The organism is Pseudoalteromonas phenolica (assembly GCF_044788725.1).
Taxonomy (GTDB): Bacteria; Pseudomonadota; Gammaproteobacteria; order Enterobacterales; family Alteromonadaceae; genus Pseudoalteromonas; species Pseudoalteromonas phenolica_C.
The window spans coordinates 3,530,387-3,556,569 of the sequence record NZ_CP173161.1 but is presented as its reverse complement, the minus strand read 5'-3'; the positions used below and the strand labels follow the sequence as shown (position 1 = coordinate 3,556,569).

Annotated in this window: 18 protein-coding genes and 3 rRNA genes; 13 read left to right on the top strand and 8 right to left on the bottom strand. The window is 43.0% G+C overall.

Annotated features, from left to right (window positions below):
- The first annotated feature begins 164 nt into the window (after positions 1 to 164).
- The 5 genes from ACH784_RS16080 (at position 165) to ACH784_RS16060 (ending at position 7,588) form a co-directional block, all read left to right on the top strand.
- A 16S ribosomal RNA gene (locus ACH784_RS16080) occupies positions 165 to 1,697 on the top strand.
- 256 nt (positions 1,698 to 1,953) lie between these two features.
- A 23S ribosomal RNA gene (locus ACH784_RS16075) occupies positions 1,954 to 4,837 on the top strand.
- A gap of 93 nt (positions 4,838 to 4,930) precedes the next feature.
- A 5S ribosomal RNA gene (gene rrf / locus ACH784_RS16070) occupies positions 4,931 to 5,044 on the top strand.
- The 16S, 23S and 5S rRNA genes sit together here, the layout of an rRNA operon.
- A 405-nt stretch (positions 5,045 to 5,449) precedes the next feature.
- Positions 5,450 to 6,058 carry a trimeric intracellular cation channel family protein gene (locus ACH784_RS16065; protein ID WP_404391893.1) on the top strand — a complete coding sequence of 203 codons (609 nt, stop codon included), beginning with the start codon at positions 5,450 to 5,452 and terminating at the stop codon, positions 6,056 to 6,058.
- A gap of 18 nt (positions 6,059 to 6,076) precedes the next feature.
- Positions 6,077 to 7,588, top strand: coding sequence for a YifB family Mg chelatase-like AAA ATPase (locus tag ACH784_RS16060; protein WP_404391891.1), 1,512 nt, complete (start codon positions 6,077 to 6,079; stop codon positions 7,586 to 7,588).
- On the opposite strand, the gene ACH784_RS16055 is transcribed toward ACH784_RS16060, so the two are convergent.
- Together ACH784_RS16055 and ACH784_RS16050 are read right to left on the bottom strand one after the other, a co-directional pair.
- Positions 7,585 to 8,289 carry a response regulator transcription factor gene (locus ACH784_RS16055; protein ID WP_404391889.1) on the bottom strand — a complete coding sequence of 235 codons (705 nt, stop codon included), beginning with the start codon at positions 8,287 to 8,289 and terminating at the stop codon, positions 7,585 to 7,587. The genes ACH784_RS16060 and ACH784_RS16055 overlap by 4 nt on opposite strands.
- A 179-nt stretch (positions 8,290 to 8,468) precedes the next feature.
- Positions 8,469 to 10,919 carry an alpha/beta hydrolase family protein gene (locus tag ACH784_RS16050; RefSeq protein WP_404391887.1) on the bottom strand — a complete coding sequence of 817 codons (2,451 nt, stop codon included), beginning with the start codon at positions 10,917 to 10,919 and terminating at the stop codon, positions 8,469 to 8,471.
- Positions 10,920 to 11,028: 109 nt separating this feature from the next.
- Here ACH784_RS16050 and ACH784_RS16045 point away from each other — a divergent pair, with 109 nt between their 5' ends.
- On the top strand, positions 11,029 to 12,105 hold the full coding sequence (locus tag ACH784_RS16045; protein WP_404391885.1) for a hemolysin family protein: 1,077 nt from the start codon (positions 11,029 to 11,031) through the stop codon (positions 12,103 to 12,105).
- On the opposite strand, the gene ACH784_RS16040 is transcribed toward ACH784_RS16045, so the two are convergent.
- On the bottom strand, positions 12,095 to 13,303 hold the full coding sequence (locus ACH784_RS16040; protein ID WP_404391883.1) for an EAL domain-containing protein: 1,209 nt from the start codon (positions 13,301 to 13,303) through the stop codon (positions 12,095 to 12,097). The two genes, ACH784_RS16045 and ACH784_RS16040, sit on opposite strands and share 11 nt — an antisense overlap.
- A gap of 140 nt (positions 13,304 to 13,443) precedes the next feature.
- Between ACH784_RS16040 and ACH784_RS16035 the strand changes: the two genes are divergently transcribed.
- The gene (locus tag ACH784_RS16035) at positions 13,444 to 14,457 is read left to right on the top strand and encodes a metalloprotease (protein WP_404391881.1); all 1,014 of its coding nucleotides are present in this window, start codon (positions 13,444 to 13,446) and stop codon (positions 14,455 to 14,457) included.
- A gap of 64 nt (positions 14,458 to 14,521) precedes the next feature.
- Here ACH784_RS16035 and ACH784_RS16030 read toward each other — a convergent pair whose 3' ends face one another.
- A complete protein-coding gene (locus tag ACH784_RS16030; protein ID WP_404391879.1) occupies positions 14,522 to 15,832 on the bottom strand; it encodes a short-chain fatty acid transporter in 1,311 nt (436 codons plus the stop codon).
- 298 nt (positions 15,833 to 16,130) lie between these two features.
- Here ACH784_RS16030 and ACH784_RS16025 point away from each other — a divergent pair, with 298 nt between their 5' ends.
- Positions 16,131 to 16,370 carry a hypothetical protein gene (locus ACH784_RS16025; RefSeq protein WP_404391877.1) on the top strand — a complete coding sequence of 80 codons (240 nt, stop codon included), beginning with the start codon at positions 16,131 to 16,133 and terminating at the stop codon, positions 16,368 to 16,370.
- Here the strand turns inward: ACH784_RS16025 and ACH784_RS16020 are convergent.
- Entirely contained in the window at positions 16,353 to 17,264 is a 912-nt protein-coding gene (locus ACH784_RS16020) for an AEC family transporter (protein WP_404391875.1), read from the bottom strand. The genes ACH784_RS16025 and ACH784_RS16020 overlap by 18 nt on opposite strands.
- A gap of 129 nt (positions 17,265 to 17,393) precedes the next feature.
- Here ACH784_RS16020 and ACH784_RS16015 point away from each other — a divergent pair, with 129 nt between their 5' ends.
- The gene (locus tag ACH784_RS16015; protein WP_404391873.1) at positions 17,394 to 17,765 is read left to right on the top strand and encodes a YacL family protein; all 372 of its coding nucleotides are present in this window, start codon (positions 17,394 to 17,396) and stop codon (positions 17,763 to 17,765) included.
- Positions 17,766 to 17,784: 19 nt separating this feature from the next.
- Here ACH784_RS16015 and ACH784_RS16010 read toward each other — a convergent pair whose 3' ends face one another.
- On the bottom strand, positions 17,785 to 18,501 hold the full coding sequence (locus tag ACH784_RS16010) for a 2OG-Fe(II) oxygenase (protein WP_404391871.1): 717 nt from the start codon (positions 18,499 to 18,501) through the stop codon (positions 17,785 to 17,787).
- Positions 18,502 to 18,530: 29 nt separating this feature from the next.
- On the opposite strand from ACH784_RS16010, the gene ACH784_RS16005 reads away from it, so the two are divergent.
- Positions 18,531 to 18,920 (top strand): acyl-CoA thioesterase, encoded by a 390-nt coding sequence (locus tag ACH784_RS16005; protein WP_404391869.1) that lies wholly within the window; start codon positions 18,531 to 18,533, stop codon positions 18,918 to 18,920.
- Here ACH784_RS16005 and ACH784_RS16000 read toward each other — a convergent pair.
- Both ACH784_RS16000 and uvrA read right to left on the bottom strand, forming a co-directional pair.
- Positions 18,901 to 20,055, bottom strand: coding sequence for a hypothetical protein (locus tag ACH784_RS16000; protein ID WP_404391867.1), 1,155 nt, complete (start codon positions 20,053 to 20,055; stop codon positions 18,901 to 18,903). The genes ACH784_RS16005 and ACH784_RS16000 overlap by 20 nt on opposite strands.
- Positions 20,056 to 20,195: 140 nt before the next feature.
- The gene (gene uvrA, locus ACH784_RS15995; protein ID WP_404391863.1) at positions 20,196 to 23,018 is read right to left on the bottom strand and encodes an excinuclease ABC subunit UvrA; all 2,823 of its coding nucleotides are present in this window, start codon (positions 23,016 to 23,018) and stop codon (positions 20,196 to 20,198) included.
- A gap of 113 nt (positions 23,019 to 23,131) precedes the next feature.
- Here uvrA and ACH784_RS15990 point away from each other — a divergent pair, with 113 nt between their 5' ends.
- The 3 genes from ACH784_RS15990 to ssb all read left to right on the top strand — a co-directional run bounded on the left by ACH784_RS15990 (position 23,132) and on the right by ssb (position 26,042).
- A complete protein-coding gene (locus ACH784_RS15990) occupies positions 23,132 to 23,926 on the top strand; it encodes a substrate-binding periplasmic protein (protein ID WP_404391861.1) in 795 nt (264 codons plus the stop codon).
- A gap of 68 nt (positions 23,927 to 23,994) precedes the next feature.
- The gene (locus ACH784_RS15985; RefSeq protein ID WP_404391859.1) at positions 23,995 to 25,362 is read left to right on the top strand and encodes an MFS transporter; all 1,368 of its coding nucleotides are present in this window, start codon (positions 23,995 to 23,997) and stop codon (positions 25,360 to 25,362) included.
- A gap of 17 nt (positions 25,363 to 25,379) precedes the next feature.
- Positions 25,380 to 26,042, top strand: coding sequence for a single-stranded DNA-binding protein (gene ssb / locus ACH784_RS15980; RefSeq protein ID WP_404391857.1), 663 nt, complete (start codon positions 25,380 to 25,382; stop codon positions 26,040 to 26,042).
- The last annotated feature ends 141 nt before the right edge of the window (positions 26,043 to 26,183 follow it).

Here is a 26,183-nt window from a genome sequence, read left to right as displayed (position 1 = left end):
GTGTGGGCACTCGTACAGGTTGAGTTCTAACAGCTCTTGATTCAGGAGCAAAAAAATTAGAGTCTCAAATGTAACTGAGTGACTTCATAGTCAATTCGATTCGAAAGAATCAAAATCAGAATTCATTGAGCATGGTTTGAATTTTACTTCAAGCAAAAAACTTTTAATTGAAGAGTTTGATCATGGCTCAGATTGAACGCTGGCGGCAGGCCTAACACATGCAAGTCGAGCGGTAACATTTCTAGCTTGCTAGAAGATGACGAGCGGCGGACGGGTGAGTAATGCTTGGGAATATGCCTTAGGGTGGGGGACAACAGTTGGAAACGACTGCTAATACCGCATAACGTCTACGGACCAAAGGGGGCTTCGGCTCTCGCCCTTAGATTAGCCCAAGTGGGATTAGCTAGTTGGTGAGGTAATGGCTCACCAAGGCGACGATCCCTAGCTGGTTTGAGAGGATGATCAGCCACACTGGAACTGAGACACGGTCCAGACTCCTACGGGAGGCAGCAGTGGGGAATATTGCACAATGGGCGCAAGCCTGATGCAGCCATGCCGCGTGTGTGAAGAAGGCCTTAGGGTTGTAAAGCACTTTCAGTAAGGAGGAAAGGTTAGTAGTTAATACCTGCTAGCTGTGACGTTACTTACAGAAGAAGCACCGGCTAACTCCGTGCCAGCAGCCGCGGTAATACGGAGGGTGCGAGCGTTAATCGGAATTACTGGGCGTAAAGCGTACGCAGGCGGTTTGTTAAGCGAGATGTGAAAGCCCCGGGCTCAACCTGGGAACTGCATTTCGAACTGGCAAACTAGAGTATGATAGAGGGTGGTAGAATTTCAGGTGTAGCGGTGAAATGCGTAGAGATCTGAAGGAATACCGATGGCGAAGGCAGCCACCTGGGTCAATACTGACGCTCATGTACGAAAGCGTGGGGAGCAAACGGGATTAGATACCCCGGTAGTCCACGCCGTAAACGATGTCTACTAGGAGCTGGGGTCTTCGGACAACTTTTCCAAAGCTAACGCATTAAGTAGACCGCCTGGGGAGTACGGCCGCAAGGTTAAAACTCAAATGAATTGACGGGGGCCCGCACAAGCGGTGGAGCATGTGGTTTAATTCGATGCAACGCGAAGAACCTTACCTACACTTGACATACAGAGAACTTACCAGAGATGGTTTGGTGCCTTCGGGAACTCTGATACAGGTGCTGCATGGCTGTCGTCAGCTCGTGTTGTGAGATGTTGGGTTAAGTCCCGCAACGAGCGCAACCCCTATCCTTAGTTGCCAGCGATTCGGTCGGGAACTCTAAGGAGACTGCCGGTGATAAACCGGAGGAAGGTGGGGACGACGTCAAGTCATCATGGCCCTTACGTGTAGGGCTACACACGTGCTACAATGGCGTATACAGAGTGCTGCGAACTTGCGAGAGTAAGCGAATCACTTAAAGTACGTCGTAGTCCGGATTGGAGTCTGCAACTCGACTCCATGAAGTCGGAATCGCTAGTAATCGCGGATCAGAATGCCGCGGTGAATACGTTCCCGGGCCTTGTACACACCGCCCGTCACACCATGGGAGTGGGTTGCTCCAGAAGTAGGTAGCTTAACCTTAGGGAGGGCGCTTACCACGGAGTGATTCATGACTGGGGTGAAGTCGTAACAAGGTAGCCCTAGGGGAACCTGGGGCTGGATCACCTCCTTAACGATTTAGAACAGATTTGTTCGTAGTGTCCACACAGATGATTGTTAGTTAGCTCTATAGCTAATTAATATTGCTCTTTAAAAATTTGGAAAAGCTGATAATTAATTCTTTTAGAAGAAATTCTAAAAAGAGTTTTCAAAAGTAAAACAATGCCGATAAACATTAAGTTGTTTATTAGCGTCTACTTTAGTATTCAATATTAACTTCTGGCGAAGTTAAAACTGTCTTTGACGATACAAACCATTTTGGGTTGTATGGTTAAGTGACTAAGCGTACACGGTGGATGCCTTGGCAGTTGGAGGCGATGAAGGACGTACTAACTTGCGATAAGCCTAGTCAAGCCAGTAAGAGGCGCTTGAGACTAGGATTTCCGAATGGGGAAACCCACCTGCTTGCAGGTATCGTTAACTGAATACATAGGTTAACGAGGCGAACGCGGAGAACTGAAACATCTAAGTACCCGTAGGAAAAGAAATCAACCGAGATTCCGAAAGTAGCGGCGAGCGAAATCGGACTAGCCCTTAAGCTTTAGTGTAGTTAGTGGAACATTCTGGAAAGTTTGACGATACAGGGTGACAGTCCCGTACACAAAAACTTATCTAAAGTGAAATCGAGTAGGTCGGAGCACGTGAAACTTTGACTGAATATAGGTGGACCATCATCTAAGGCTAAATACTCCCAACTGACCGATAGTGAACCAGTACCGTGAGGGAAAGGCGAAAAGAACCCCTGTGAGGGGAGTGAAATAGAACCTGAAACCGTGTACGTACAAGCAGTAGGAGCCCTTCGAGGGTGACTGCGTACCTTTTGTATAATGGGTCAGCGACTTATATTTTGTAGCGAGGTTAACCGTTTAGGGTAGCCGTAGCGAAAGCGAGTCTTAACTGGGCGTTGAGTTGCAAGGTATAGACCCGAAACCCGGTGATCTAGCCATGGGCAGGTTGAAGGTTGAGTAACATCAACTGGAGGACCGAACCCACTAACGTTGAAAAGTTAGGGGATGACCTGTGGCTTGGAGTGAAAGGCTAATCAAACCGGGAGATAGCTGGTTCTCCCCGAAATCTATTTAGGTAGAGCCTCGGACGAATACTTACGGGGGTAGAGCACTGTTAAGGCTAGGGGGTCATCCCGACTTACCAACCCTTTGCAAACTCCGAATACCGTAAAGTAATATCCGGGAGACACACGGTGGGTGCTAACGTCCATCGTGGAGAGGGAAACAACCCAGACCGTCAGCTAAGGTCCCAAAGTGTATGTTAAGTGGGAAACGATGTGGGAAGGCTAAAACAGCTAGGAGGTTGGCTTAGAAGCAGCCATCCTTTAAAGAAAGCGTAATAGCTCACTAGTCGAGTCGGCCTGCGCGGAAGATGTAACGGGGCTAAACATACCACCGAAGCTACGGCTGCATACATTAGTATGCGGGGTAGGGGAGCGTTCTGTAAGTGGCTGAAGGTGTGCCGGGAGGCATGCTGGACATATCAGAAGTGCGAATGCTGACATGAGTAACGATAATGCGGGTGAAAAACCCGCACGCCGGAAGACCAAGGGTTCCTATCCCATGTTAATCAGGGTAGGGTAAGTCGACCCCTAAGGCGAGGCTGAAGAGCGTAGTCGATGGGAAACGGGTTAATATTCCCGTACTTGGAATAATTGCGATGGGGGGACGGAGCAGGCTAATCAAGCATGGCGTTGGTTGTCCATGTGAAAGGCTGTAGGCTGGTGACTTAGGAAAATCCGGGTCGCTAAGGCTGAGAGTCGAGACGAGCCACTACGGTGGTGAAGTTGATGATGCCCTACTTCCAGGAAAAGCCTCTAAGCTTCAGATTATTTCGAATCGTACCCCAAACCGACACAGGTGGTCAGGTAGAGAATACTAAGGCGCTTGAGAGAACTCGGGTGAAGGAACTAGGCAAAATTGTACCGTAACTTCGGGAGAAGGTACGCTGTTGTTGGTGATGAGACTTGCTCTCTAAGCTGACGATAGCCGCAGTGACCAGGTGGCTGGGACTGTTTATTAAAAACACAGCACTGTGCAAAATCGTAAGATGACGTATACGGTGTGACACCTGCCCGGTGCCGGAAGGTTAATTGATGGGGTTAGTCTTCGGACGAAGCTCTTGATCGAAGCCCCGGTAAACGGCGGCCGTAACTATAACGGTCCTAAGGTAGCGAAATTCCTTGTCGGGTAAGTTCCGACCTGCACGAATGGTGTAACCATGGCCACGCTGTCTCCACCCGAGACTCAGTGAAATTGAAATCGCAGTGAAGATGCTGTGTACCCGCGGCTAGACGGAAAGACCCCGTGAACCTTTACTACAGCTTGGCACTGAACATTGAGCCTACATGTGTAGGATAGGTGGGAGGCTTTGAAGTGGCGACGCCAGTTGTCATGGAGCCATCCTTGAAATACCACCCTTGTATGTTTGATGTTCTAACATAGGTCCCTAATCGGGATTGTGGACAGTGCCTGGTGGGTAGTTTGACTGGGGCGGTCTCCTCCCAAAGAGTAACGGAGGAGCACGAAGGTTGGCTAAGTACGGTCGGACATCGTACGGTTAGTGTAATGGTAGAAGCCAGCTTAACTGCGAGACAGACACGTCGAGCAGGTACGAAAGTAGGTCATAGTGATCCGGTGGTTCTGAATGGAAGGGCCATCGCTCAACGGATAAAAGGTACTCCGGGGATAACAGGCTGATACCGCCCAAGAGTTCATATCGACGGCGGTGTTTGGCACCTCGATGTCGGCTCATCACATCCTGGGGCTGAAGTCGGTCCCAAGGGTATGGCTGTTCGCCATTTAAAGTGGTACGCGAGCTGGGTTTAGAACGTCGTGAGACAGTTCGGTCCCTATCTGCCGTGGGCGTTTGAGAATTGAGAGGGGCTGCTCCTAGTACGAGAGGACCGGAGTGGACGAACCGCTGGTGTTCGGGTTGTGATGCCAATTGCATTGCCCGGTAGCTACGTTCGGAATCGATAACCGCTGAAAGCATCTAAGCGGGAAGCGAGCCTCGAGATGAGTTCTCACTTTAACTTTAAGTTAACTGAAGGGCCGTTGGAGACTACAACGTTGATAGGCTGGGTGTGGAAGTGTAGTGATACATTAAGCTAACCAGTACTAATTACCCGTGAGGCTTAACCATACAACGCCAAAGTGGTTTTAGCTCAGAAGCTAATATGAACTAAAGTAGACAGTTTTAGAATTATCAGATTTTTCCAGATTTTGACAAAATTTGCTTGGTGACCATAGCGTTTTGGAACCACCTGATCCCATGCCGAACTCAGAAGTGAAACGAAACAGCGTCGATGATAGTGTGGGTCTCCCATGTGAAAGTAGAACATCGCCAAGCACCTATTTAGAGAAAGCCCGATTCGAAAGAGTCGGGCTTTTTTGCTTTTATGGTGCTAAATCGTCCTGCACAGTGATGAGATTGTAAGCAGTGATAAAAAGACGAATTAGCGCAAGGTGAAGTGAGCAGCCTTCATAGTGGCCACTCTGTTCATTTTGAAGCCCGATTTCACGCTTGTTATTAAATACACTTTCTCAGCTACAGCTAAAATAGCTCACTTCACCTTGCGCGAAAAGAATGTAAGCGCTACGCGCTTGTCATAAACCTTTCGCACTATACTTGCGCAAAAGAACCGCACTCACTACGTTCGCTGTCGGTAACCTTTTGCACTAAACTTCAATATTTAAAAAATTAATTTATAATTCTTTTTTTATTAGCTTTTCATATCTATTTTCAGGAATTTTAATGAGCGATCTTATCCATTGGTTCGACTTACTCGGTGTAATGGTTTTTGCTATTTCTGGGACTCTCATAGCCCATAAAAAGCATTTAGATGGTTTTGGTGTTGTTGTGCTGGCAGCTGTAACAGGTATTGGTGGCGGAACGCTAAGAGATATTATTTTAGATGAGCCTGTTTTTTGGCTTCATGATCCTAGTTACTTCATTGCTATTTTTAGTGCTGTATTAATTAGTATTATTGTTTTGAACCAGCAGAAGCAAATCCCGAGTAAATTCTTACAAGTGGCAGATGCGTTTGGTTTGGCACTTTTTGCGGTGATGGGCACTCAAAAGGCGATGTCTATTGGCATGCCTGCAACTACCTCTGTGATTATGGGAGTACTTACAGGCTGTTTTGGCGGCGTGATCCGAGATGTATTAGCGGGTGACATTCCTCTGTTGTTAAAGGGGCAGCTCTATGCAATTACTTGTATATTAGGTGGGATAGTTTATACACAAATGATAGTACTCAATTTCGCTGTAGAAATATCTATGCTCTTCGCTATGCTCACAACATTAGTTGTACGTTTATTGGCAATGCGTTATAACTGGGAAATACACGTTTTCAAATATTAAATTTATAGGGACAAGGACATGTCTTTAGCTAAAATTATTACTCGTGCCCAAGTGGGTGTCAAAGCACCAAAGGTCACTGTGGAAGTTCATTTAAGCAATGGCCTTCCTGCATTTTTGATAGTTGGCCTTCCAGAAACTTCCGTAAAAGAATCTAAAGAGCGTGTTCGCTCTGCTCTTGTTAACTCAGGCTTTTTATTCCCTGAACAGCGCATCACGGTTAATTTAGCCCCTGCAGATTTGCCAAAAGATGGTGGTCGTTATGATTTGGCCATAGCGGTTGGGATACTCGTTGCGTCAGGGCAAGTTCAAAATACAAATATTAACCAATTTGAATTTTTTGGTGAGCTAGCTTTAAGTGGCGAGTTAGCACCAATAACTGCAATTTTGCCATCAGTTATGGCGGCAGCAGAAGATCGCCATCAAGCATATATTCCCAAAGCTAATGACCAATTAGCCAGCTTAGTTTCTCACGCAGAACGAAAAGCAGTAACAAGCTTACAAGAAGTCTGGTTAGATCTACAAGGGCAGCAAGCTCTACCATTGAATCTGGATTATGAAGAACAAGAGAGTGAGTCTTCAGAACATATGGATATGAGTGATGTTAAGGGTCAAGCCATTGCAAAGCGAGTCTTAGAAATTGCGGCAGCAGGTGGGCACAACTTGTTATTTTTAGGTCCACCGGGTACTGGAAAATCAATGCTCGCTCAGCGGTTCCCGAGCATTATGCCGCAAATGACTGCTGAACAAGCACTTGAAACTGCGGCGGTGTATTCTTTAATTGGCCAGTCTGTAACCCATAAGAATTGGTTAGAGCGTCCTTTTCGCTCTCCTCATCACACATGCTCTGCAGTTGCCTTGGTAGGGGGGTCGTCAAACCCTAAGCCCGGCGAAATATCTCTGGCCCATAATGGCATTCTGTTTCTGGATGAGCTTCCTGAGTTCGATAGAAAGGTTTTAGATTCATTGCGAACACCGATGGAAACGGGCAAAGTAACGATATCTCGTGCTGCCCGCCAAGTAGATTTCCCTGCTAACTTTCAGTTAGTTGCAGCATTAAACCCAAGTCCAACAGGGCACCATAGCGATAAACGTGCGACACCAGACCAAGTGTTGAAATACCTTTCAAAAGTTTCTGGCCCTTTTCTCGATAGGATAGATTTACAAGTAGAGTTACCTAGGCTGTCTACTGAAGAATTACAGTCTACGAAGCCTGAAGAGTCAAGCTATGAAATTCGTAAAAGAGTCGAGCAAGCTGTGCTGTTTGCTTATAAAAGGCAAGGTAAAAACAATTCATCGCTTTCAACAAAAGAGTTGCAGAAATACTGTGCCTTATCTGATGCCGATGCGCACTTCTTAGGGAGAGCAGCAGAAAAACTGTCGTTATCACCACGCTCTTATCATAAGGTTTTGAAAGTTGCTCGGACAATTGCAGATCTGAATCTGCAACATGAGATAGATTTGAAAAGTTTAAAAGAGGCTTTGAGTTACCGTGCTTTCGAGCGCTTACTTTCTCAGTTAACCGCTTATTAAGTTGAAAGCATGTAGCCCTTGCCACGAACAGTCACAATGCGCTTTTGCTCTTTTTCATCGCCAAGCTTTTTACGTAGCCGGCCAATCAGTACATCGACAGTTCTATCGCTTGGGCTCCAATCAGGTTGACCGATATCTTCAGAAATTTTCTCTCTAGATGTCGCTTTACCTGCATTGGCTATTAAGCAGATTAATACTTTGTGTTCAGCTTCGGTGAGTCGAGACTCTTCTGCTGCACCGTTAATGAGCGTGCGATTATCGGGGTGAAGTTTAAAGTCAGCGTATTCGATGAACTCTTCAGACTCATCGTCATCATTTGTAATGGTTAAGCGTTTGCACAAGGCGCGCATTCTTAACTCTAGCTCTAAAAGATCCACAGGTTTACAGACATAGTCATCGGCGCCCTGGGCTAGACCGGCGATTCTATCAGCTTGGGAATCGCGGCTAGATAGCATAATTACACCAATATCAGTTAGGGTGTTAAGTTCTTTGGCTAATGCAAGGCCATCTGTTGCAGGAAGTACAATGTCGACGATGGCGAGTACGAAGCGATCTTGAGCTTGTGTAGCTTGCTGAACTTTGGCTAATGCTGTCGCACCCGTATTATCAACTTCGATGCTAAATTCTGTTTCAGCAAAGTGGCTTATAATGCGTTTTGCTAAAAGTTCATCATCTTCTACTAATAATACTTTGATACTCATAGGGCAGCTATCTATTCAATAATTATGTATATATTAGCACTGTGAAAACATTGCTGAGAAGAGAATAATGAAAATTTGTAACAATTGCGCAAACATTTATGCAATTGGATCAGGGAGATGTGAACAAAATAGGCTCAGCCTAATGCAACAGCATTAGACTGAACCTAGAAAATGCATACTTATTTATAAATATACTGCCACCATTGTGGTTGGTCTTTTAGGTGCATATCAAAATAAGCCAGCATAGTATCCCACCAGTGGAAGCGACGGTCACGGGCAAATACTTGGTGATCTGTACCTTTATACTCAATTAACTCAACGTCTTTGCCAAGCAACTTAAGTGCCGTGTACATGTTGTGGCTTTCACCTGGAGGTACGTTGGTGTCAGCGTCACCATGGATAAGTAATAACGGTGAGTTTACTTTGTCAGCGTGGAAAACTGGGCTGTGATCAGAGTAAAGTTTTGGGTTATTCCATGGGAAGCTGTTTTTTGAAGCTTCGCCTGAGTATAGGTAGCCCCACCAACCTTGACCCCAATATGAAGTAATGTTTGAGATGCCTGCGTGCGAAATCGACGCACTGAATAAATCCGTTTTAGTCGCAAGTAGCATAGTCATAAAGCCGCCGTAAGATGCACCTAAGTTACCTACTTTGTCTTTATTTACATAAGGGTGTGCTGCTAAGAACTTTTTAGTTCCTTCGATAATATCATTTGCAGTGTAGTCACCCCATGCATTCACGTGCTTAGCAGAGAATTCTTGGCCAAAGCCTGTCGCGCCAGTTGGTTGTAGCACATATACAACATAACCTTGTGCAGCCCATAGGTTGAACGGATAACGACCCGTAAAGCCACGAGAAACAGGTGATGTACCGCCATAATAGTAAACTAGAGCAGGGTACTGCTTGCTTTCATCTAGGTTGTGAGGCGTGTATACACGACCCTTAATCTCAACGCCTTCTTTATTGGTGAAGTTAAACTCAGATAGGGTTGCGATTTCACTATTTTCATAAGCCAGTGCTTTTGAATCCCACAGTGTTTTAGCGCGATTTTTAGAAATATCTAAACGCTTTAATTGCTGAGGGTGAGATGCTTGGGTGCCAGTCACCAGTAAGTCAGGGTTGCGCTCGTTTGAAATGCTGAACTTACCGACCACATCAAAGCCTGTTTTTAGTTTAGTGAAGCTTGCTTTGCTCTCATCGTATAAATACAGTTGTTGCGTATCACGCTCGGTCACTTTAAGCACGACATCATCATTGCTTAATACTTGCATTGAGCCAATGGCAGGGTCGAATGATTTACTTAATGCTTGTGCATTTTTACCTTGACGGTCTAGCTTATAAAGCTGGCCATCATAGTTGTTAGCAAGCATATTCTCAGGAATTGCACGACCTAAACCATTTGCAAAGTCAGGGCCTGCAACCACATAAACGCCGTCATCGGCATATTTCGCTGAGCTAAATGTACGGTATTGACCAAGTACAGTCTGCTGATTGTCTTTTAGATTAACTTCTACAAGCTCTGTCAGCATGTGAGGTGGTTTAGCATAATCGCTAGGATTACGCGTCACCAAGATTGTGCCAGCTTCATTATCAAAATCGGCCAATGAGTGACTCAATTTACCTTCAGTGATTGGGTTAATAAAACCAGAGTTAATGTCTAACATGAAGATTTGGCTGTTATTACGTGCATAAGACCAGCGATCTTCTAGCCCTCTGAAGTGTTTAACTAATGTGTGCTTACTTTTATCTGATTTAGACCAAGCAAATACCAGCGTGTTGTTGTCAAAGTACTGGAAGCCATATGCGCCATCTAGTTGTTCAGCAACCACTTTCTCTTCTAAGTCTTTAAGGTTTAAAACCGTAACGGCTTTATTGCGAACAAACACAAGCTGTTTGCTATCTGCGCGCCATTTAATTTGACTTGCTGATAAACCGTCAAAGCGGTAAAGCACTTTACCCTCTTCATCGGTTAACGTTGTTTTGTTGATGGCTTTATTACCATGATTACTCTGGTAATGACGCTCAGTAACAACATAGTATTCGCCGTTTGGAGAAATCGATACAGAACTAATTGTCGGCGCATCAAAAAGTTGCTTCGCTGAAAGTGCACGGGTTGCTTTGGTTGTTAATGTAATCTCATCATGATCAGCTTTTGGCGTATATTCTAATGAGACTTTTTTCCAGTCATCAGCTTGTTCTACCACAATAACAACTTGGTGGTCGCCTGTAATCGCATTGATATCGAATTCTTTGCTACCTGATAAGGTTTCACCATTTAAAAATACATGGGCTTTTTCGATGCCATTAAGCTTTAACTTACCTTGCACAAAACGTTCAGTAGAGAAATTAAACTTAATTGCCTGAAGGCCAGCTACAGTTAGTGCGTCAACATTTGCAAGTGGTTGCCAAGAAACTTTTTTACCTAACACAGAAAGAGATTGTTCATTGCTTTGTAATTTAGGTAATAAATTATTAATGATGGCAGTTTGGTAAGGCGTATTATTTGGCTTGATTGTTGCTGTATCAGCAAGGGGTCCAATAAACTTTACTTTACTCGTGTCTAGCTCTGCAGCGACAAGTTGCGTTGACAGTGCCGAAAATAGTAAAGTGGCGACCGTTGTTAATTTCATTGATGCACCTATTGTAGGGAAAATAATTGCCCCAATATAGCACATCAAATTAAATCTTCAGCAGAGTTGCGATTAACTCGCCAGAGTCTGCGAAATTAAGGAGTTTAGGTTGTTTCTGTTATTCAGTTACATGTTTCTAGCCATTGCAATTTCATTCATTTGTTCTGTGATGGAGGCGGTGCTACTCAGTATTACACCAAGTCATGTAGCGATACTCAAAAAAGATAAACCATTACTGGCAAAACGCGTACAGCGTTTAAAAGACAATATTGATAAGCCTCTTGCGGCTATTTTAACTTTGAACACAGTTGCTCATACAGCTGGTGCAGCAGGTGTTGGTGCGCAGGCTGCTGCGGTATTTGGTGATGCTGCAGTGGGTATTGCGTCAGCAGTGATGACGTTATTGGTATTGGTGCTTTCAGAAATTATACCTAAAACTTTAGGGGCAACTTATTGGCGAGGATTAACACCAACGGTATCTGTGGTTTTGACTTGGTTGGTGCGCGTTTTAAAACCGTTTGTTTGGTTATCAGATCAACTTACTAAGCTGATTGGCTCTAAACAGGACGAAGCTCATTATATTCGCCAAGAAATTGAGGCTATGGCTGAAATGGGTAGCGAGGCAGGTGCACTGCAACAAGAAGAAAGTGAAACTATTCGTAGCTTATTGCAGTTTAGACATGCCAAGCTTGAAAACGTCATGACGCCAAGAACTGTGCTTTTTAAAGTGCACAAAGATATGACGGTGAACGAGTATTTATCTGAGCATGGCTCGGTATCTTTTTCCCGTATTTTGGTCTATTCAGAGAATACTGATGACATTGTTGGCTTCGTACATAAGAACGATATTATGTTGGCTTTTCATCGTTTAGGTGAAGACTACAAAATCGGTAAGTTAGTAAAGCCGATTTATACAGTGCCAGAAACATTGGGGGCACCAGTGTTGTTTCAAGCCCTGTTGGAAAAACGAATTCATATTGCACTTATCATCGATGAATATGGTGATGTACAAGGCATTGTGACATTAGAAGATATGATTGAATCTTTGATGGGCATGGATATCGTTGATGAGCGAGACCAATCAACCAACATGCAGCAAGCCGCAAAACAAAAGTGGCGAGAACGCGTTGATGCACACACGCATTTGATTGAGGCTGATGTAGAGGAAGATCAGCCTAAGAGTTAAAATTCGTCATCCTAAGCCAAGAATGGATCCAGCGTACTAATTCATTCTTGGCTTTTGGTCTACTTATCAAAAAGCCTTGCATTAATAAATCATGCTTATACCGCTCTAGGTATTGTAGTTCTTCAATTCTTTCTACCCCCTCAGCTACGACTTTAAAGCCCTCTTTAATCGCTAAATCAACCAAACTTTTAGTGATTACTTGTGAAAAGTAGTCAGAATCAATATGTGTAATGAGTGAACGGTCGAGTTTCATTTCAGTAAAGGGTAAAGACTTCAACTGGTTTAAGTTAGTAAAGCCAGTTCCAAAATCATCGAGAGAAATATCAAAGCCTCTCATTCTAAGTCGATTTAATGTTTCAAGTTGATTGGCACTGGTTAGGGGTTTTTGCTCGGTGATTTCAAGAATAATATCACTCGGTTCAAGGTGATTTAACTCTAATAATAGGGCGAGTTTGGCTGGACAATTCATATCATCTAATTGAATGGGTGATAAATTAAATGCCAACTTACAAGGGTGAGCAAGTTCACCTTTTATCGCTTCGAATTCAGCGGTCGCTTTTTCAAATAACTGAAATGTGACAAGGTTTATTAAATCCAAGTCTTCAGCTACACCAATAAATCTGGCGGGTAGCACGGTAAAGCCATGCTTCTCAGATACGATCCGAGCCAGTACTTCAAGACTTTCTATTTGTTGAGTTGCTCGATTGACCTTTGGTTGATAGAAAGGAGTTATTTCACTGTTACTTAATGCATGGAGTAACTCAGCTTCAGTGATAGGTCTGCCTTCTTCAGTTTGCGTACTGGTGAGCGTACAGAGCTTTTTGAGAAGTCTTTCTACTTCGACTAATTGAATGGGTTTTGCGATATTGCCAAGTAATCTTGCATGATTTTGTCTCGCTAAGTTCGAAGCAAGGTCGATGATCCGGCTATCCATTTCCGAAATAATGATCACGCCGCCGGCGTAATCTCTTTGTCCTAGCTGCCTGATCAATTCCATACCATCCATTTCTGGCATATTAAGATCCGTGAAAATAGCGTCATAGGCTTTGGGTTGCTGCTCTATCAATGACAGTGCTGCTTGTGCTGATTCACAACAGGTAACTTGTTCGACACCTAACTCAGCTAAAATGGCTTGCATAACTAATAAGATGGCTTGTGAATCATCAACAACCAAAATACGCTGTGTTTTAAAGCTCATAAAATCACTCCCTGAAATTGGTTAGGACAAATTTTAGTTTAGAACAGTCCGAGAAAAATGGGCAAATCGAGATCAAAAAATGATGGTTTGTCAGTGACTCTATTTGTTGTGATAATAGAGAAAAATTTTATTTTACCAATATGACTCGAATTGAACTTAATTTGGCTGGACAGCCAATTTCTCTCATTTTTACTCAGCAACAAATAATTCAGGTCTTTTCTCAGCAACAGGCACTCGTGTTAGAAACCGAGTCAGCGCATCAGCAAAGTTGTACTATTGCAGAACTTCCTGTGCTGTTTGACACATCACAATTGGCTCAAGGCTTGATTGGCGTAGCCATTGATAGTCAACCTATTCAGTGGCTAGAAGTTCCGCACCAACAGGTAGAAAAAAAGCGTGGATTATTAGGCTTAGCCGCACTTGGCTTTAAACTATTTAAAAGTGCGAAGGTGGTAAAGGCTGCGTTAGCAGGCGCATCGGTAGCTGGTTATGCTTGGTTATTTTCCATTGAGTTTGCCCTGATGCTGATCGCTTGTTTGGTTGTGCATGAATATGGCCATGTACGTGCGATGAAATATTTTGGCATTAAGACGAAAAGTATCTACTTAATTCCTTTCGTTGGTGGCTTAGCTGTCAGTGATGAAAAAATTACCACGCGTTGGCAAGATGTGGTTATTTCGTTGATGGGGCCTGCCTTTGGTTTGATCACTTCGGTGCTTGGGGTTGTATTGTATTACGCCACAGAAATGGAAATTTTTGCAGGAGTTGCAGTGTTGAGTGCTTTGCTTAATTTATTCAACTTACTGCCAATTTTACCGCTTGATGGTGGCCATGTATTGAAAAGCATCAGTTTCTCTATGCGCTCTTGGGTAGGGTTATTAGCCTGCTTGGGTGGTGTCTTACTGGGTTTATATATTAGTTGGACGTTCGGTTTGATGTTGCTGGTATTCTTTATTTTTATTGGTAGCCTTGAGATTGTATTTGAGTGGCGTGAGCGCCATATATCGCATTTATTGCCGTTAGACAGATATGGGCAAGTGGTGTCGGCTGTTATGTATGTGCTTGTTGCGGTTGGTCATATTGCAGTAATGATGCACTTCGCAGACTCTGAAAGCGTTATCCTAAGTCTACCTATGAAGATACTTTCAAATTAAGTGCGCATTAGTTTGTAGCCGTTCTGCTTAATCAGGTACGGCCACATGAAATGCACTTATCTATTTAAGCCCAAGTCAAAATAGCCGAAATAATTACCCCACTAACCAGTAATTGAATTAAACAGAACCCCATAATATCTTTGGCCTTTAGTCCAGCGATTGCTAATACTGGTAATGCCCAGAATGGCTGAATCAAGTTTGTCCAAGCATCTCCCCATGCGACCGCCATAGCAACTCGGTTAATTTCAGCACCCAATTCTAGTGCGGCAGGAATGACGATCGGAGCCTGTACGGCCCATTGTCCACCACCAGATGGTACAAATATATTAACTAAGCCTGCACTGATAAAACTCCAAAAAGGAAGTGTCTCAGCGCTACTGATAGCGACAAAAGAATTTGAGATTTGTTGTGCCAACCCAGAGTCTTTCATCACGGCCATGATGCCAGCATAAAACGGAAACTGAATAACGATACCAGAGCCGCCAGCAACGCCTTCTTGTAAACTTCTTAATAAATTAGCAGGAGTTTGGTGCAATAAAATTGCTAAGAATAAAAATAGGCCAATGACACTATTTAAATTGAGACCACCACCCAGAGATAGAAAATAATAGCCCATATAGCCACAACCCAACGTACCTATTGCTGTGCCTAAAAGTTTGCTGTTCTCTAATTTTTGAGCTGGGGTTTCAAGTGGTGTGTGATGATTGTTTTGCTCAGATAACTTCTCTTTTGCAATGACAATTTGCTGCTCTTTAGGTGGAAGTAGTAAAGTATTGAGGAGCGGTAATACCACAAACATGGTAGCCATTAATATGAGGTTAAAGTTTGCAAAAAGAGTATGTTGCGTCGTAATTACACCTATGCTCTCGGCTGCAAAGTGGCCTTCAGTTGCAATAGTAAGTGGCACCGAACCCGATAATCCTCCATGCCACACAATAAAACCTGAGTAAGCACTAGCGACTAATACACGATAATCGACTTGAATATGGCGAGCTAGGGCTTTCGCAAATAAAGCGCCAACCACAAGACCAAACCCCCAGTTGATCCAACTCGCTAACATAGAGACTAATGTCACCATTAAAATGGCTACCGTGCCTGAGCTTGCTCTTTGGGCTAATTTATCAAGTAATGACTTGCACACAGGCGTACTCGCCAGCATAAAACCGGTGACGAGCACCAGCAACATCTGCATGGCAAATGTTAGTAATGACCAAAACCCTTTGCCCCATGAGGTAATGGTTTGCTCCAGAGAAAAAGGTGTAAAAACAATACTTAAAGAAAGGACCAATAAGGTTAACAAAAGCACGATAACATAAGGGTCGGGTAGATAGCGGTCGACGAGTTTAGTGACAGGTCGAGAGAGTTTAAAAAGCATAGCTGGATCCTGTTATTATTTTTTTTGCTGTATACGGCAAGGATATTTTGCTCTAAGGCTTGTGTTTAGCATAACTAACTATCAAAGTAGTTGCCTAACCATTGTCGAGCAATAACATATATTTGCAAAACTAATTTGGCTAAATAAGTGTTATATCTAACTAAAAATTAGTGCTTTATACTATTTATATTTGTTTTTGATGGAACCGTTGAAATTAAGGTTATGATTTATAAGGTTTTTAATTTTGGCACAAATACTGTAGTGTAGATAACAGAAAACTTAAATAAGAGAGGTTACCATGGCAGAACAAGGTTCAGGCGGTAATGTGATCGCTGCAATTTGTAATATATTTTTTCCAGGTTTAGGCCAGTTAGTGCAGGGGCGTATTATTCCGGCACTTATTTTTGCAATCATTGTTTTTGGTGGTTATGCGTTATGGTTTTTAGTTATCCCTGCAATTATTGCTGCAGTGGTTCATTTATGGGCAATTATAGACGCAGCTAAATTTAGTAACTATCGTTCACGGTACGAGCGTTAGCAACCATATACTTAATGTGAATATGCTGAGCAGTGTTGAGAGTACAACACTGCTGGCAGCAACATCTTGTTTTACCTTTAGTTGTCTTGCCACCAAGTAAGCATTAACGCCCAGAGGGGAGGCAGCCATTAGAGTTAACACTGCAACTTGCTTTACGGGTAAATTAAATCCCCACTTGGCGAAGGCAAAAACAGCAGCAGGCAGCAACGCCAGCTTGATAACACTTACTATTAATGCGCCTTTCCAAGCCTCCCTAACCGAATATTGATTTAAGCTCGCACCTAACACAAATAATGCTCCTGCAATTGCAGGTTCACTGAGTAAATTGAGTCCATTAAGTAGTATATTAGGAATAGGTAATGTAATCGCATTTGCCACAATGCCTAAGCTAATACTGAGTACAACTGGATTCAGTAATAGAGGCTTTAATAACTCGACTATATCGCCCTTTACATTGCTGCTTAGTGCAAAGGTTAAAGCAAATAAAAGGGCGCTGTGAAAGGTAATAACCATAAATACGAGTGCGCCATACTGTTCACCAAGCGCCATTATAATAATGGGCAACCCCACTAATACTGTATTCGAATAGCAGCCCGATAAGGCTAGTACTGCAGACTCTGAAAGTGACATCTTGCCGAAAATCTTAATGCCAATACAAACGCACAAATAGACGGTAACCACAGGTATATAAAAGCTTAATAATAAGCTCGCAGAGAGCGTTTGCTGCAAGTCGGCTTTAAACATGCTGACAAACAGAAATACAGGTATGGCTAAATTGAAAATAAAGGTGCGCAGCCCTTCAAAATGGGTTGTTGATAAAAAACGTATTTTGGCGCAAATAAACCCAGCGGTGACGACGAAGATCAATGGGAAGAGAATATCAATTGGGTTCATAACAGCTCAAAGTGGTGTTGGAGCGTGAATTATCCTGCTAACGCTATGAAAGCTCAAGTCACTGGGCAGTTTATGCCATGCAAAGTATAATATTCTTTGTTTAGAAGCTTATTTATTTTGAGAGACAGTATGGAGTATCAATTTATTCGTGATCCTATTAGCGGTTTTAGGGTCAAGATCAGTGACGAACAAGCGTTAATAGGTCGTTGGTTTAACGAAGAGCTGGCTCACAACGAAGTTAAAGATTTACTTGCTCAATGTCGTAATATCAAGTCATTAAATACGCCGCTGATACGATTAGGGAAAGAAGTACGTTTTAAGTTATGTGAACAAGAGGCATTATTTGAAGCGCACAGTTTATTTCATAACAACGATGACTTAGCGCAATATCAAGATGACGCACTTGAGCTAGACGAGCATGGCCTAATGGCGGTGTGTGGTTTTGAAGATTTTGTTGAGCTGTTAGAAGATTGGAGCGAATTTATAGGAAGAAGCCGCTAGGGCTTCTTCCTATCAGCATTTACATGGTTGCCTGCTCAGGTTGCGCACCATAAATTTGTTCGGCTCGATTAAATAACACCCATGAAGTCAATATATACTTATCGTTAGAAACTGGAATACAGCCTCTGTGAGTATGCGTGAAGTAAGCCGGAGCTATCACCATAGAGCCTTTTTTAGGGGCGATTTTCTTATTTTGATAGTGGAATTCAGTCTCGCCGCCTTCTTCAACATCATTTAAGTAAAACATAAATAACAGTACGCGATGTAGTGCTTCATTATGACCAAGTTGTGGATACACTTCGCTGTGCCAGTAAGGGTATCCACCTTTACCTGCTTGGTATTTTTGTGCCTGAATATTGCCTAAGCGGAACAGCTGCTGAGTGAGCACATGAATTTGTGGCTTACCAACCTCTTCAAAGTTTTCAACCGTTAAGTCTACAGGCTGGCCTGTTTTCGGATGGTACACTTTTAAACCAAACGCGCCGATCATCATAAAAAAATGTTCTTCAACGTATTTAAACACATGTTGCGCGGTAACTTGCTGAATGTGCTGTAGTGTTTGTGCGTATTCAGGATGAGCATATAAATATAAATCTTGGCTGATTTTTTTACTAAGATCGACACCGCCAGAGGTGACCCCTTGCTTTAAATGTGGGCTTTGGTCAAACTGCTGAACAAATGTATCGCAAAAATCAGTTGAGAGTGCGTTGTCGTAAACGCGAATAAAATCTGTCATCTGAGTACCTATAGGATATTAGAATTATTATGTTGTCAGAAAAACTCATGCCGCGTTTTAGTGAAACCGACGTGCTTGGACACATCAACAATACCGCACTACCGGTTTGGTTTGAAGCGGCGCGCGTGCCTATTTTTAAGATTTTTACCCCAGACCTTGATCCAAAACAGTGGAAACTGATTGTTGCCAAAGTTGAAGTGACTTTTAAAGGTGAGCTGTTTTATGGCCAAGAAGTCGAAGTTAAAACTGCCATTGAGCGAATAGGGTCAAGCTCATTTGTGATTTTACAACAAGCTTGGCAGCACGGAGAGTGCTGCGCAGAAGGTAAAACGGTCATGGTGCGTTATAACTTCGCAAATAAATCTTCACAGCCGTTAAGTGAAGAAGAAAAGCAGCAGCTTACTGCTTTTCTTCTGTAGGTAGTGAGGGCGAAGATTTAAATTGGTGGCCAATGGCAACCGAAATACAAGGTTTAACTTCGTATTTATAGCTGCGTACTTCAGTTTCAAGCTGCGTGATTTCTAAAATCTCATAGTCATTGAGCTCTATCATTCGGCTTCCCGGCGTTACCTGACATCGAGAGTAGCTATCGGCTTCTAGCTCATAAATGAAGTAAGACAAAATAGCTTTCACACGGTTGTCATAGGCTTCAGCACGTTCAGATAGCGAAAAAGTACTGCTCTCACCTTGGTTGACGGTTAAAGAAATACCTAGACCTTCATCATCAGCAGCAGGTTGCTCAGTTTGTGGTTCGAGGTTCGCTAATTGCGCACTATCTGTTGCATGTTTGGTTTTATTTTCAGAAAGTTCTCTATCAATCTCTTTTGTGAGATTACTGCTGACAGTGGTGTTAGAAAAGCTTTCTATAACATTGGTAAACATGGTCGTCATACCTCCCATCATGCCCGATGTAAATGTAAACATAAGTACAAAAATAAAGAGCATGACGCACAAAGTCATGCGTACAAAACTAGTAATAATCGGAAAGCGATATTCAGGTGGGTGCCACATAGTATGCAAACCGAAAGGGCGCATCAGTAACAGCAGCATTACATAAAAAGGCTGCAGCAATGGAATTAAAAGCAAAATACTCAATGTGCTGATAAAGAACCAAGAGGGTAACGACAGCATCAAGCTAAGGTTATGCGTATAAGGGAAGTTATCTGCACTGACCCCAGTAATATCATTAATTGCGCCTGCAGCATAAGCCAGTGCATAGTTAGCAATAAAAGCATAGAAAATCAGTATTACTGCCTTGCCGGGTAAACTATCCCAAAACTTCATTAATTTGGGCCAAAGCTCGCTCAGTAAGGCAACAATAATGATGGTGACCATTAAAAATGTAGAAGGGGAAAATAAGTCATTTAAAAATTGTTCGTTCTCAGAAATACCAGATGTAGCTTCACTTTCTCCATTCAATAACAAAAAAAACAACACAATGGCCGTAAAATATAAGCGCTGAGCAAACGTCAGTGAGCGCCAAAAAGTTAGCCACTTGGTTTTAAAACTAAAGTAAAAACCAGAAAGGTGCTTGGGAGAAGGTAGTTTTTCCATGGATGTTTCCGTTTTTATTATTATCTAACTATTTTTAGCATATTGCTGAGTAATAAAAAGTAGCGCATTAAAAAAGCTTGCCCCATTATGAAGGCAAGCTTTTAAAAAATTAATTAATTTTTAAGCAATATTAAAAACAGTTATTTCAATAAGGGTTTTAAATATTTACCTGTATGTGATGCATCACACTCAGCTACGGCTTCAGGTGTGCCAGAGATAAGGATCTGACCACCGCCAGCGCCACCTTCAGGGCCTAAGTCGACAATCCAATCTGCAGTTTTTATCACATCTAGGTTATGCTCAATCACCACGATAGTATTACCATGGTCGCGCAAGCGATGCAGTACAGCTAGTAATTGTTGAATATCATGGAAGTGTAAACCTGTGGTTGGCTCATCCAAAATATACAGAGTTTTACCAGTATCGCGCTTCGATAATTCTCTAGCGAGTTTCACACGCTGCGCTTCACCACCAGAAAGCGTAGTAGCTGCTTGCCCTAAACGAATATAAGTCAGGCCAACATCCATTAAAGTTTGCAGCTTACGGCTGATCGCTGGAATTTTATCGAAAAATTCACGGGCATCTTCAACCGTCATTTCTAGTACTTCGTGGATGTTTTTACCTTTATAAAGTACTTCTAAGGTTTCACGGTTATAACGTTTACCTGAACACACATCACATGGTACGTATACGTCAGGTAAGAAGTGCATTTCTACTTTGATAACACCATCACCCTGACACGCTTCACAACGACCACCTTTTACGTTAAAGCTAAAACGACCCACTTTATAGCCACGAGAGCGCGCTTCTTGTGTGCCCGCAAACAATTCACGAATAGCCGTGAAGATACCTGTATAGGTTGCAGGGTTTGAACGAGGAGTACGACCTATTGGGCTTTGGTCAATGTCGATCACTTTATCGAAATGTTCAAGGCCCTGAATGTCTTTGTGTGGAGCAGGCTCAGCTGTGGTCGCTCCATTCAGTGCTGTGTGAGCCAGTTTAAATAGCGTGTCATTAATAAGGGTTGATTTACCAGAGCCCGACACACCTGTGATACAGGTCATTAAGCCAAATGGAATACGCAGGTCGACATTTTTTAAGTTATTACCTGTGGCGCCAAAGAGTTCTAGCCATTTATTTTCTGGCTGGTGGCGTTGCTCAGGGACGACAATGGCTTTTGCACCACTTAAATACTGACCTGTTAAAGACTCAGGTGAATTAAGAATATCGTCACGTGAACCTTGTGCAACAACATGACCGCCATGTACACCCGCACCAGGGCCGATATCGATAATATGATCTGCCGCGCGAATGGCATCTTCATCGTGCTCAACCACAATTACAGTATTACCTAGATCACGTAGATGAGTTAACGTGCTAAGCAAGCGGTCGTTGTCGCGTTGATGAAGGCCAATTGAAGGTTCATCAAGCACATACATAACGCCGACGAGGCCTGCACCAATTTGACTGGCAAGACGAATCCGCTGCGCTTCACCGCCTGAAAGGGTATCGGCACTGCGCTCCAGAGATAAATAATTTAAACCAACATTGATTAAGAAAGATAAACGGTCACGGATCTCTTTTAAGATTTTTTCAGCGATTTGTGCACGTTGACCTGTAAGTTCTAACCCATCGAAGAAAGTCATCGCATCGCCGATGCTCATAAGCGTTACATCTGGCAGCGTTGTTTTACCTATAAACACATGACGAGCTTCTTCACGTAAACGTGAGCCATTACAGCTAGGGCACGCTTGATTGGTTTGATATTTAGCAAGCTCTTCACGAACAGAGCTGGATTCAGTTTCACGATAACGGCGACTCATATTATTTAGCACGCCTTCGAATTCGTGATTGCGGGTGATCACATCTCCGCGATCATTGCGATAGTTAAAGGCAACTTTGGTTTTACCTGAGCCTTCCAGTACAACTTTTTGTGCGTCTTTTGATAACTTCTCAAAAGGTACTTCTAAATCAAAATCATAATGCTCAGCCACTGATTGTAGCATTTGGAAGTAATAGAAACTGCGTTTATCCCAGCCTTTAATTGCACCGCCACTTAAGCTAAGTTCAGGATTTTGTACAACGCGACTTGGGTCAAAATATTGTCTTACACCTAAGCCATCACAGCTCTGACAAGCGCCTGCTGGGTTGTTGAATGAGAATAAGCGTGGCTCAAGCTCAGTCATGGCATAGCCACAAGTCGGGCAGGCAAAGTTGGCTGAGAAAGTCAGCTCTGCTTGTTCTGCGTCGTCCATATTCGCAACAACGGCCACACCACCCGATAACTCTAAGGCGGTTTCGAATGATTCAGCCAAACGCTGTTGCAAGCCATCTTTTACTTTAAAGCGGTCAACAACCACTTCAATAGTATGTTTTTTATGTAATTCTAAAGTCGGTGGATCGCTTAAATCACACACTTCACCATCAACACGGGCGCGAATATAGCCTTGAGCACTCAATTGCTCGAATAGTTTGACGTGTTCACCCTTACGATTTTTTACCACAGGCGCTAACAGCATCAGCTTACTACCTTCTGGTTGCTCTAAAACAGTATCTACCATCTGGCTGATAGTCTGTGCTGCTAGGGGCAAATCATGAGTCGGACAGCGAGGCTCACCTACGCGGGCAAATAACAAGCGTAGGTAATCGTAAATCTCAGTAATAGTACCCACAGTAGAGCGAGGGTTGTGAGACGTTGATTTTTGTTCAATAGAAATTGCAGGTGACAGACCTTCAATATGATCTACATCGGGTTTTTCCATCAAAGATAAAAATTGGCGCGCATAAGCTGAAAGCGATTCAACATAACGACGTTGGCCTTCTGCATATAAAGTATCAAACGCGAGAGAGGATTTACCTGAGCCAGATAACCCTGTGATAACAATCAACTTATCACGTGGAATAGTCAGTGAAATATTCTTCAGGTTATGGGTGCGGGCGCCTCTTACTTCTATATTATCCATGATGCTCCAGTAACTGCTTGAGGGTGTAATCAAACTTCGCCACAGTATCGCACATTTTTGTGAAAATTATCGCTTCTTTGTAAAAGCATCTACACTGAATAGGTGGTAAAAATGTGGCTAATAAAATTTTGAAAAGAATATACGTATCCCTTCTCTTTTTGGTTTTCAGTCTTAATGTGCAGGCAAAAATGGGCTTGCAGGCTCAATCTGAGTGTGAGTTGGTTGTTCGATTTGAAAACTTTGCTCGTTACAGCAATCAAGCTGACACGTTAAGTTGGCACGGCCTAGATGTTGATTTTGCTAAAGCGCTTTTAGAAGAGGCGAATTGTCGCTATAAGTTTGTCAGTTTACCTTGGGGTCGCTCTATAAAAATGCTAGAAAGTGGTGAGATAGGCATGATGCTCAGTATGTCACCAACCAAGCAGCGCGAGCGCTTTGCTTATTTTATTGGCCCGCAGCGTAACGAAACGATTGTGTTTGTAACTCATAAATCACGGCCTTATTTGTTAAATAGTTACCAAGACCTTTTAACCCTTCCCGCACCGATAGCTATTCATCGTGATGCTGTTTATGGTGCAGATATTGATGCGCTTCTCAAAAATACCCCAAATGTAGAAGAGCGATTCACCGTTATTACCAACAATAAATTGCGTATTAGTATGCTGAAACATGGTCGTATTTCAGGCTTTTTCGCGGAAAAATACAATATGCTGTATCAAGCAGAAAACAATCCAGACTATATGCAAGTTGAAATTAATCCGTTTGTAATTAATCAAGAACCCGTCTACATAGCCCTTAGCAAGCAAAGTGTGTCTCCAAAAATTAAAGATAGACTTGAAGAAGCGTTAGAGAGACTCAAGCAAACAGGAAAAATCCAGAAGATATTAAAAAAATACAAATTAGATTAAGTTTTTTGCTACAGCTATTTTTTTGTTAAACTGTCGCGCGCATTTGCGAGTCAGTTATAACGAGAACTATGTCTAATCAATCATTAAACGCCTTAGAAAAACGTGCTGCTTTTTCGCTAGCCAGTGTATTCGCATTCAGAATGCTCGGTTTATTTATGCTGATGCCTGTGCTGGCCATTTATGGTCAGTCACTTGAGCATGTCTCGCCAATGTGGATTGGTTTGGCCATTGGTGTGTACGGTTTAACACAAGCTTTATTACAGATCCCGATGGGCTGGTTATCTGACAAGGTGGGCAGAAAGCCAGTCATTATTGGTGGCTTAATTGTGTTTGCTATCGGTTCTGTGATTGCCGCGGTCGCTGATTCGATTTATTGGGTAACGGTTGGTCGAGCTTTACAAGGCATGGGTGCCATTGCCAGTGCTTTATTAGCGCTTGCTGCAGATTTAAGTCGAGATGAACAGCGTCCAAAAGTCATGGCTGTGATTGGTATGTGTATCGGTCTAAGCTTTGCTGTTGCTATGTTACTTGGGCCAATGGTGGCGGCATCATTTGGTATTTCAGGGGTATTCTGGTTAACGGCTGGTTTGGCAATACTGGGTATCGTTATTGTGACGTTCATCGTGCCGAGTGCTTTAAATCGCGCGCCAAAAGGCGATACCGTAGCGTCTATTTCAGACATTAAGCGACTTGTAAAGCATCCTCAATTGTTGCGTCTTGATTTCGGCGTTATGTTACTTCATCTTACGCTCACAACTTTATTTGTGGTTTTACCTGGTCAGTTAATTATTGGCGGTTTAGCGGCTGAAAGTCATTGGCAGCTTTATATTCCTGTTTTATTAGCAGCATTTATTTTAATGGCGCCTTTGATGATCGTTGCTATTAAAAAACAAAAAGAAAAACAGGTCTTTTTACTTTCTATTTTCGTGCTAATTTTTAGTGCGTTAGGCTTAATTTTATTACCAACATCAATCATGAGCATTGCCTTGTGTATGTTGTTTTACTTTATTGCCTTTAACTTCCTTGAAGCGACAATGCCAGCCTTGGTATCGCGTATTGCACCGGCAAACCAGAAGGGCTCAGCGATGGGGGTATTCTCATCGGGACAATTCTTCGGGGCATTTTTAGGCGGTATTTTAGGGGGTTATCTAGCGCAAATAGGTGAAGCGAATACAGTGTTTGCGGCTGCAGCAGGAGTTGGGGTAATATGGCTATTTATTGCATGGCAAATGCAGATCCCTCCTAAGAGTAAAGTGATCAGTTTGATGGCTGATTTATCCGACCCACATAGAGCTGAGCAGTTAGCCGAGCAATTGGTGGCACTACCGGGAGTGATCGAAGCGACTATGGTGAACGACGAGAATCGTAGTTACCTAAAAGTAAATGATAAAGAATTTGATATAAACCAAGCAAAGCAAATACTTGGCTTGAATTAGTGTGAGGAGAGTGCGTCATGGCACGCGGTGTAAACAAAGTAATTTTGGTTGGTAACTTAGGCCAAGACCCAGAAGTTCGTTACATGCCAAATGGTAACGGTGTAGCAAATATTAGCATTGCTACTACAGATAGCTGGAAAGATAAAAACACAGGGCAAATGCAAGAGCGTACTGAATGGCACCGTGTTGTGTTGTTCGGTAAATTAGCTGAAGTTGCAGGTGAATACTTACGTAAAGGCTCACAAGTTTATATCGAAGGTCGTTTACAGACACGTAAATGGACAGATCAAAGCGGACAAGAAAAGTATACAACTGAAATCGTTGTAGACATGGGCGGTCAGATGCAAATGCTTGGTGGTCGTGGTGAGCAACAAGGTGGTGGCCAATATCAGGGTCAGCAGTCTGGTGGTTTCAACAATCAGCAGTCTCAGTATAACCAAGCGCCACAGCAGCAACAGGCACCACAACAGCAAGGTGGTTTCGCACCGCAACAGCAGCAGTCTCAGCAAGGCGGTTTCGCACCTCAGCAGCAGTCGGGCCAACAGCAGGGCGGTTTTGCACCGCAACAGCAGCAGTCTCAGCAAGGCGGGTTTGCACCTAAGCCACAATCAGCGCCACAAGGTGGAGCTTCAAATCCGATGGAACCACCAATCGATTTTGATGACGATATCCCGTTCTAATTTTTGAGCGACTAACTAATTAGCTCATATTAGTTAGAATTATGAATTTAATAAAACCCTGCACTCGCAGGGTTTTATTTTTCCAAAACAGTAAGTTCTGTGGTTTATCACTTAAACACGAGACTTTCAGTACCCTAAACT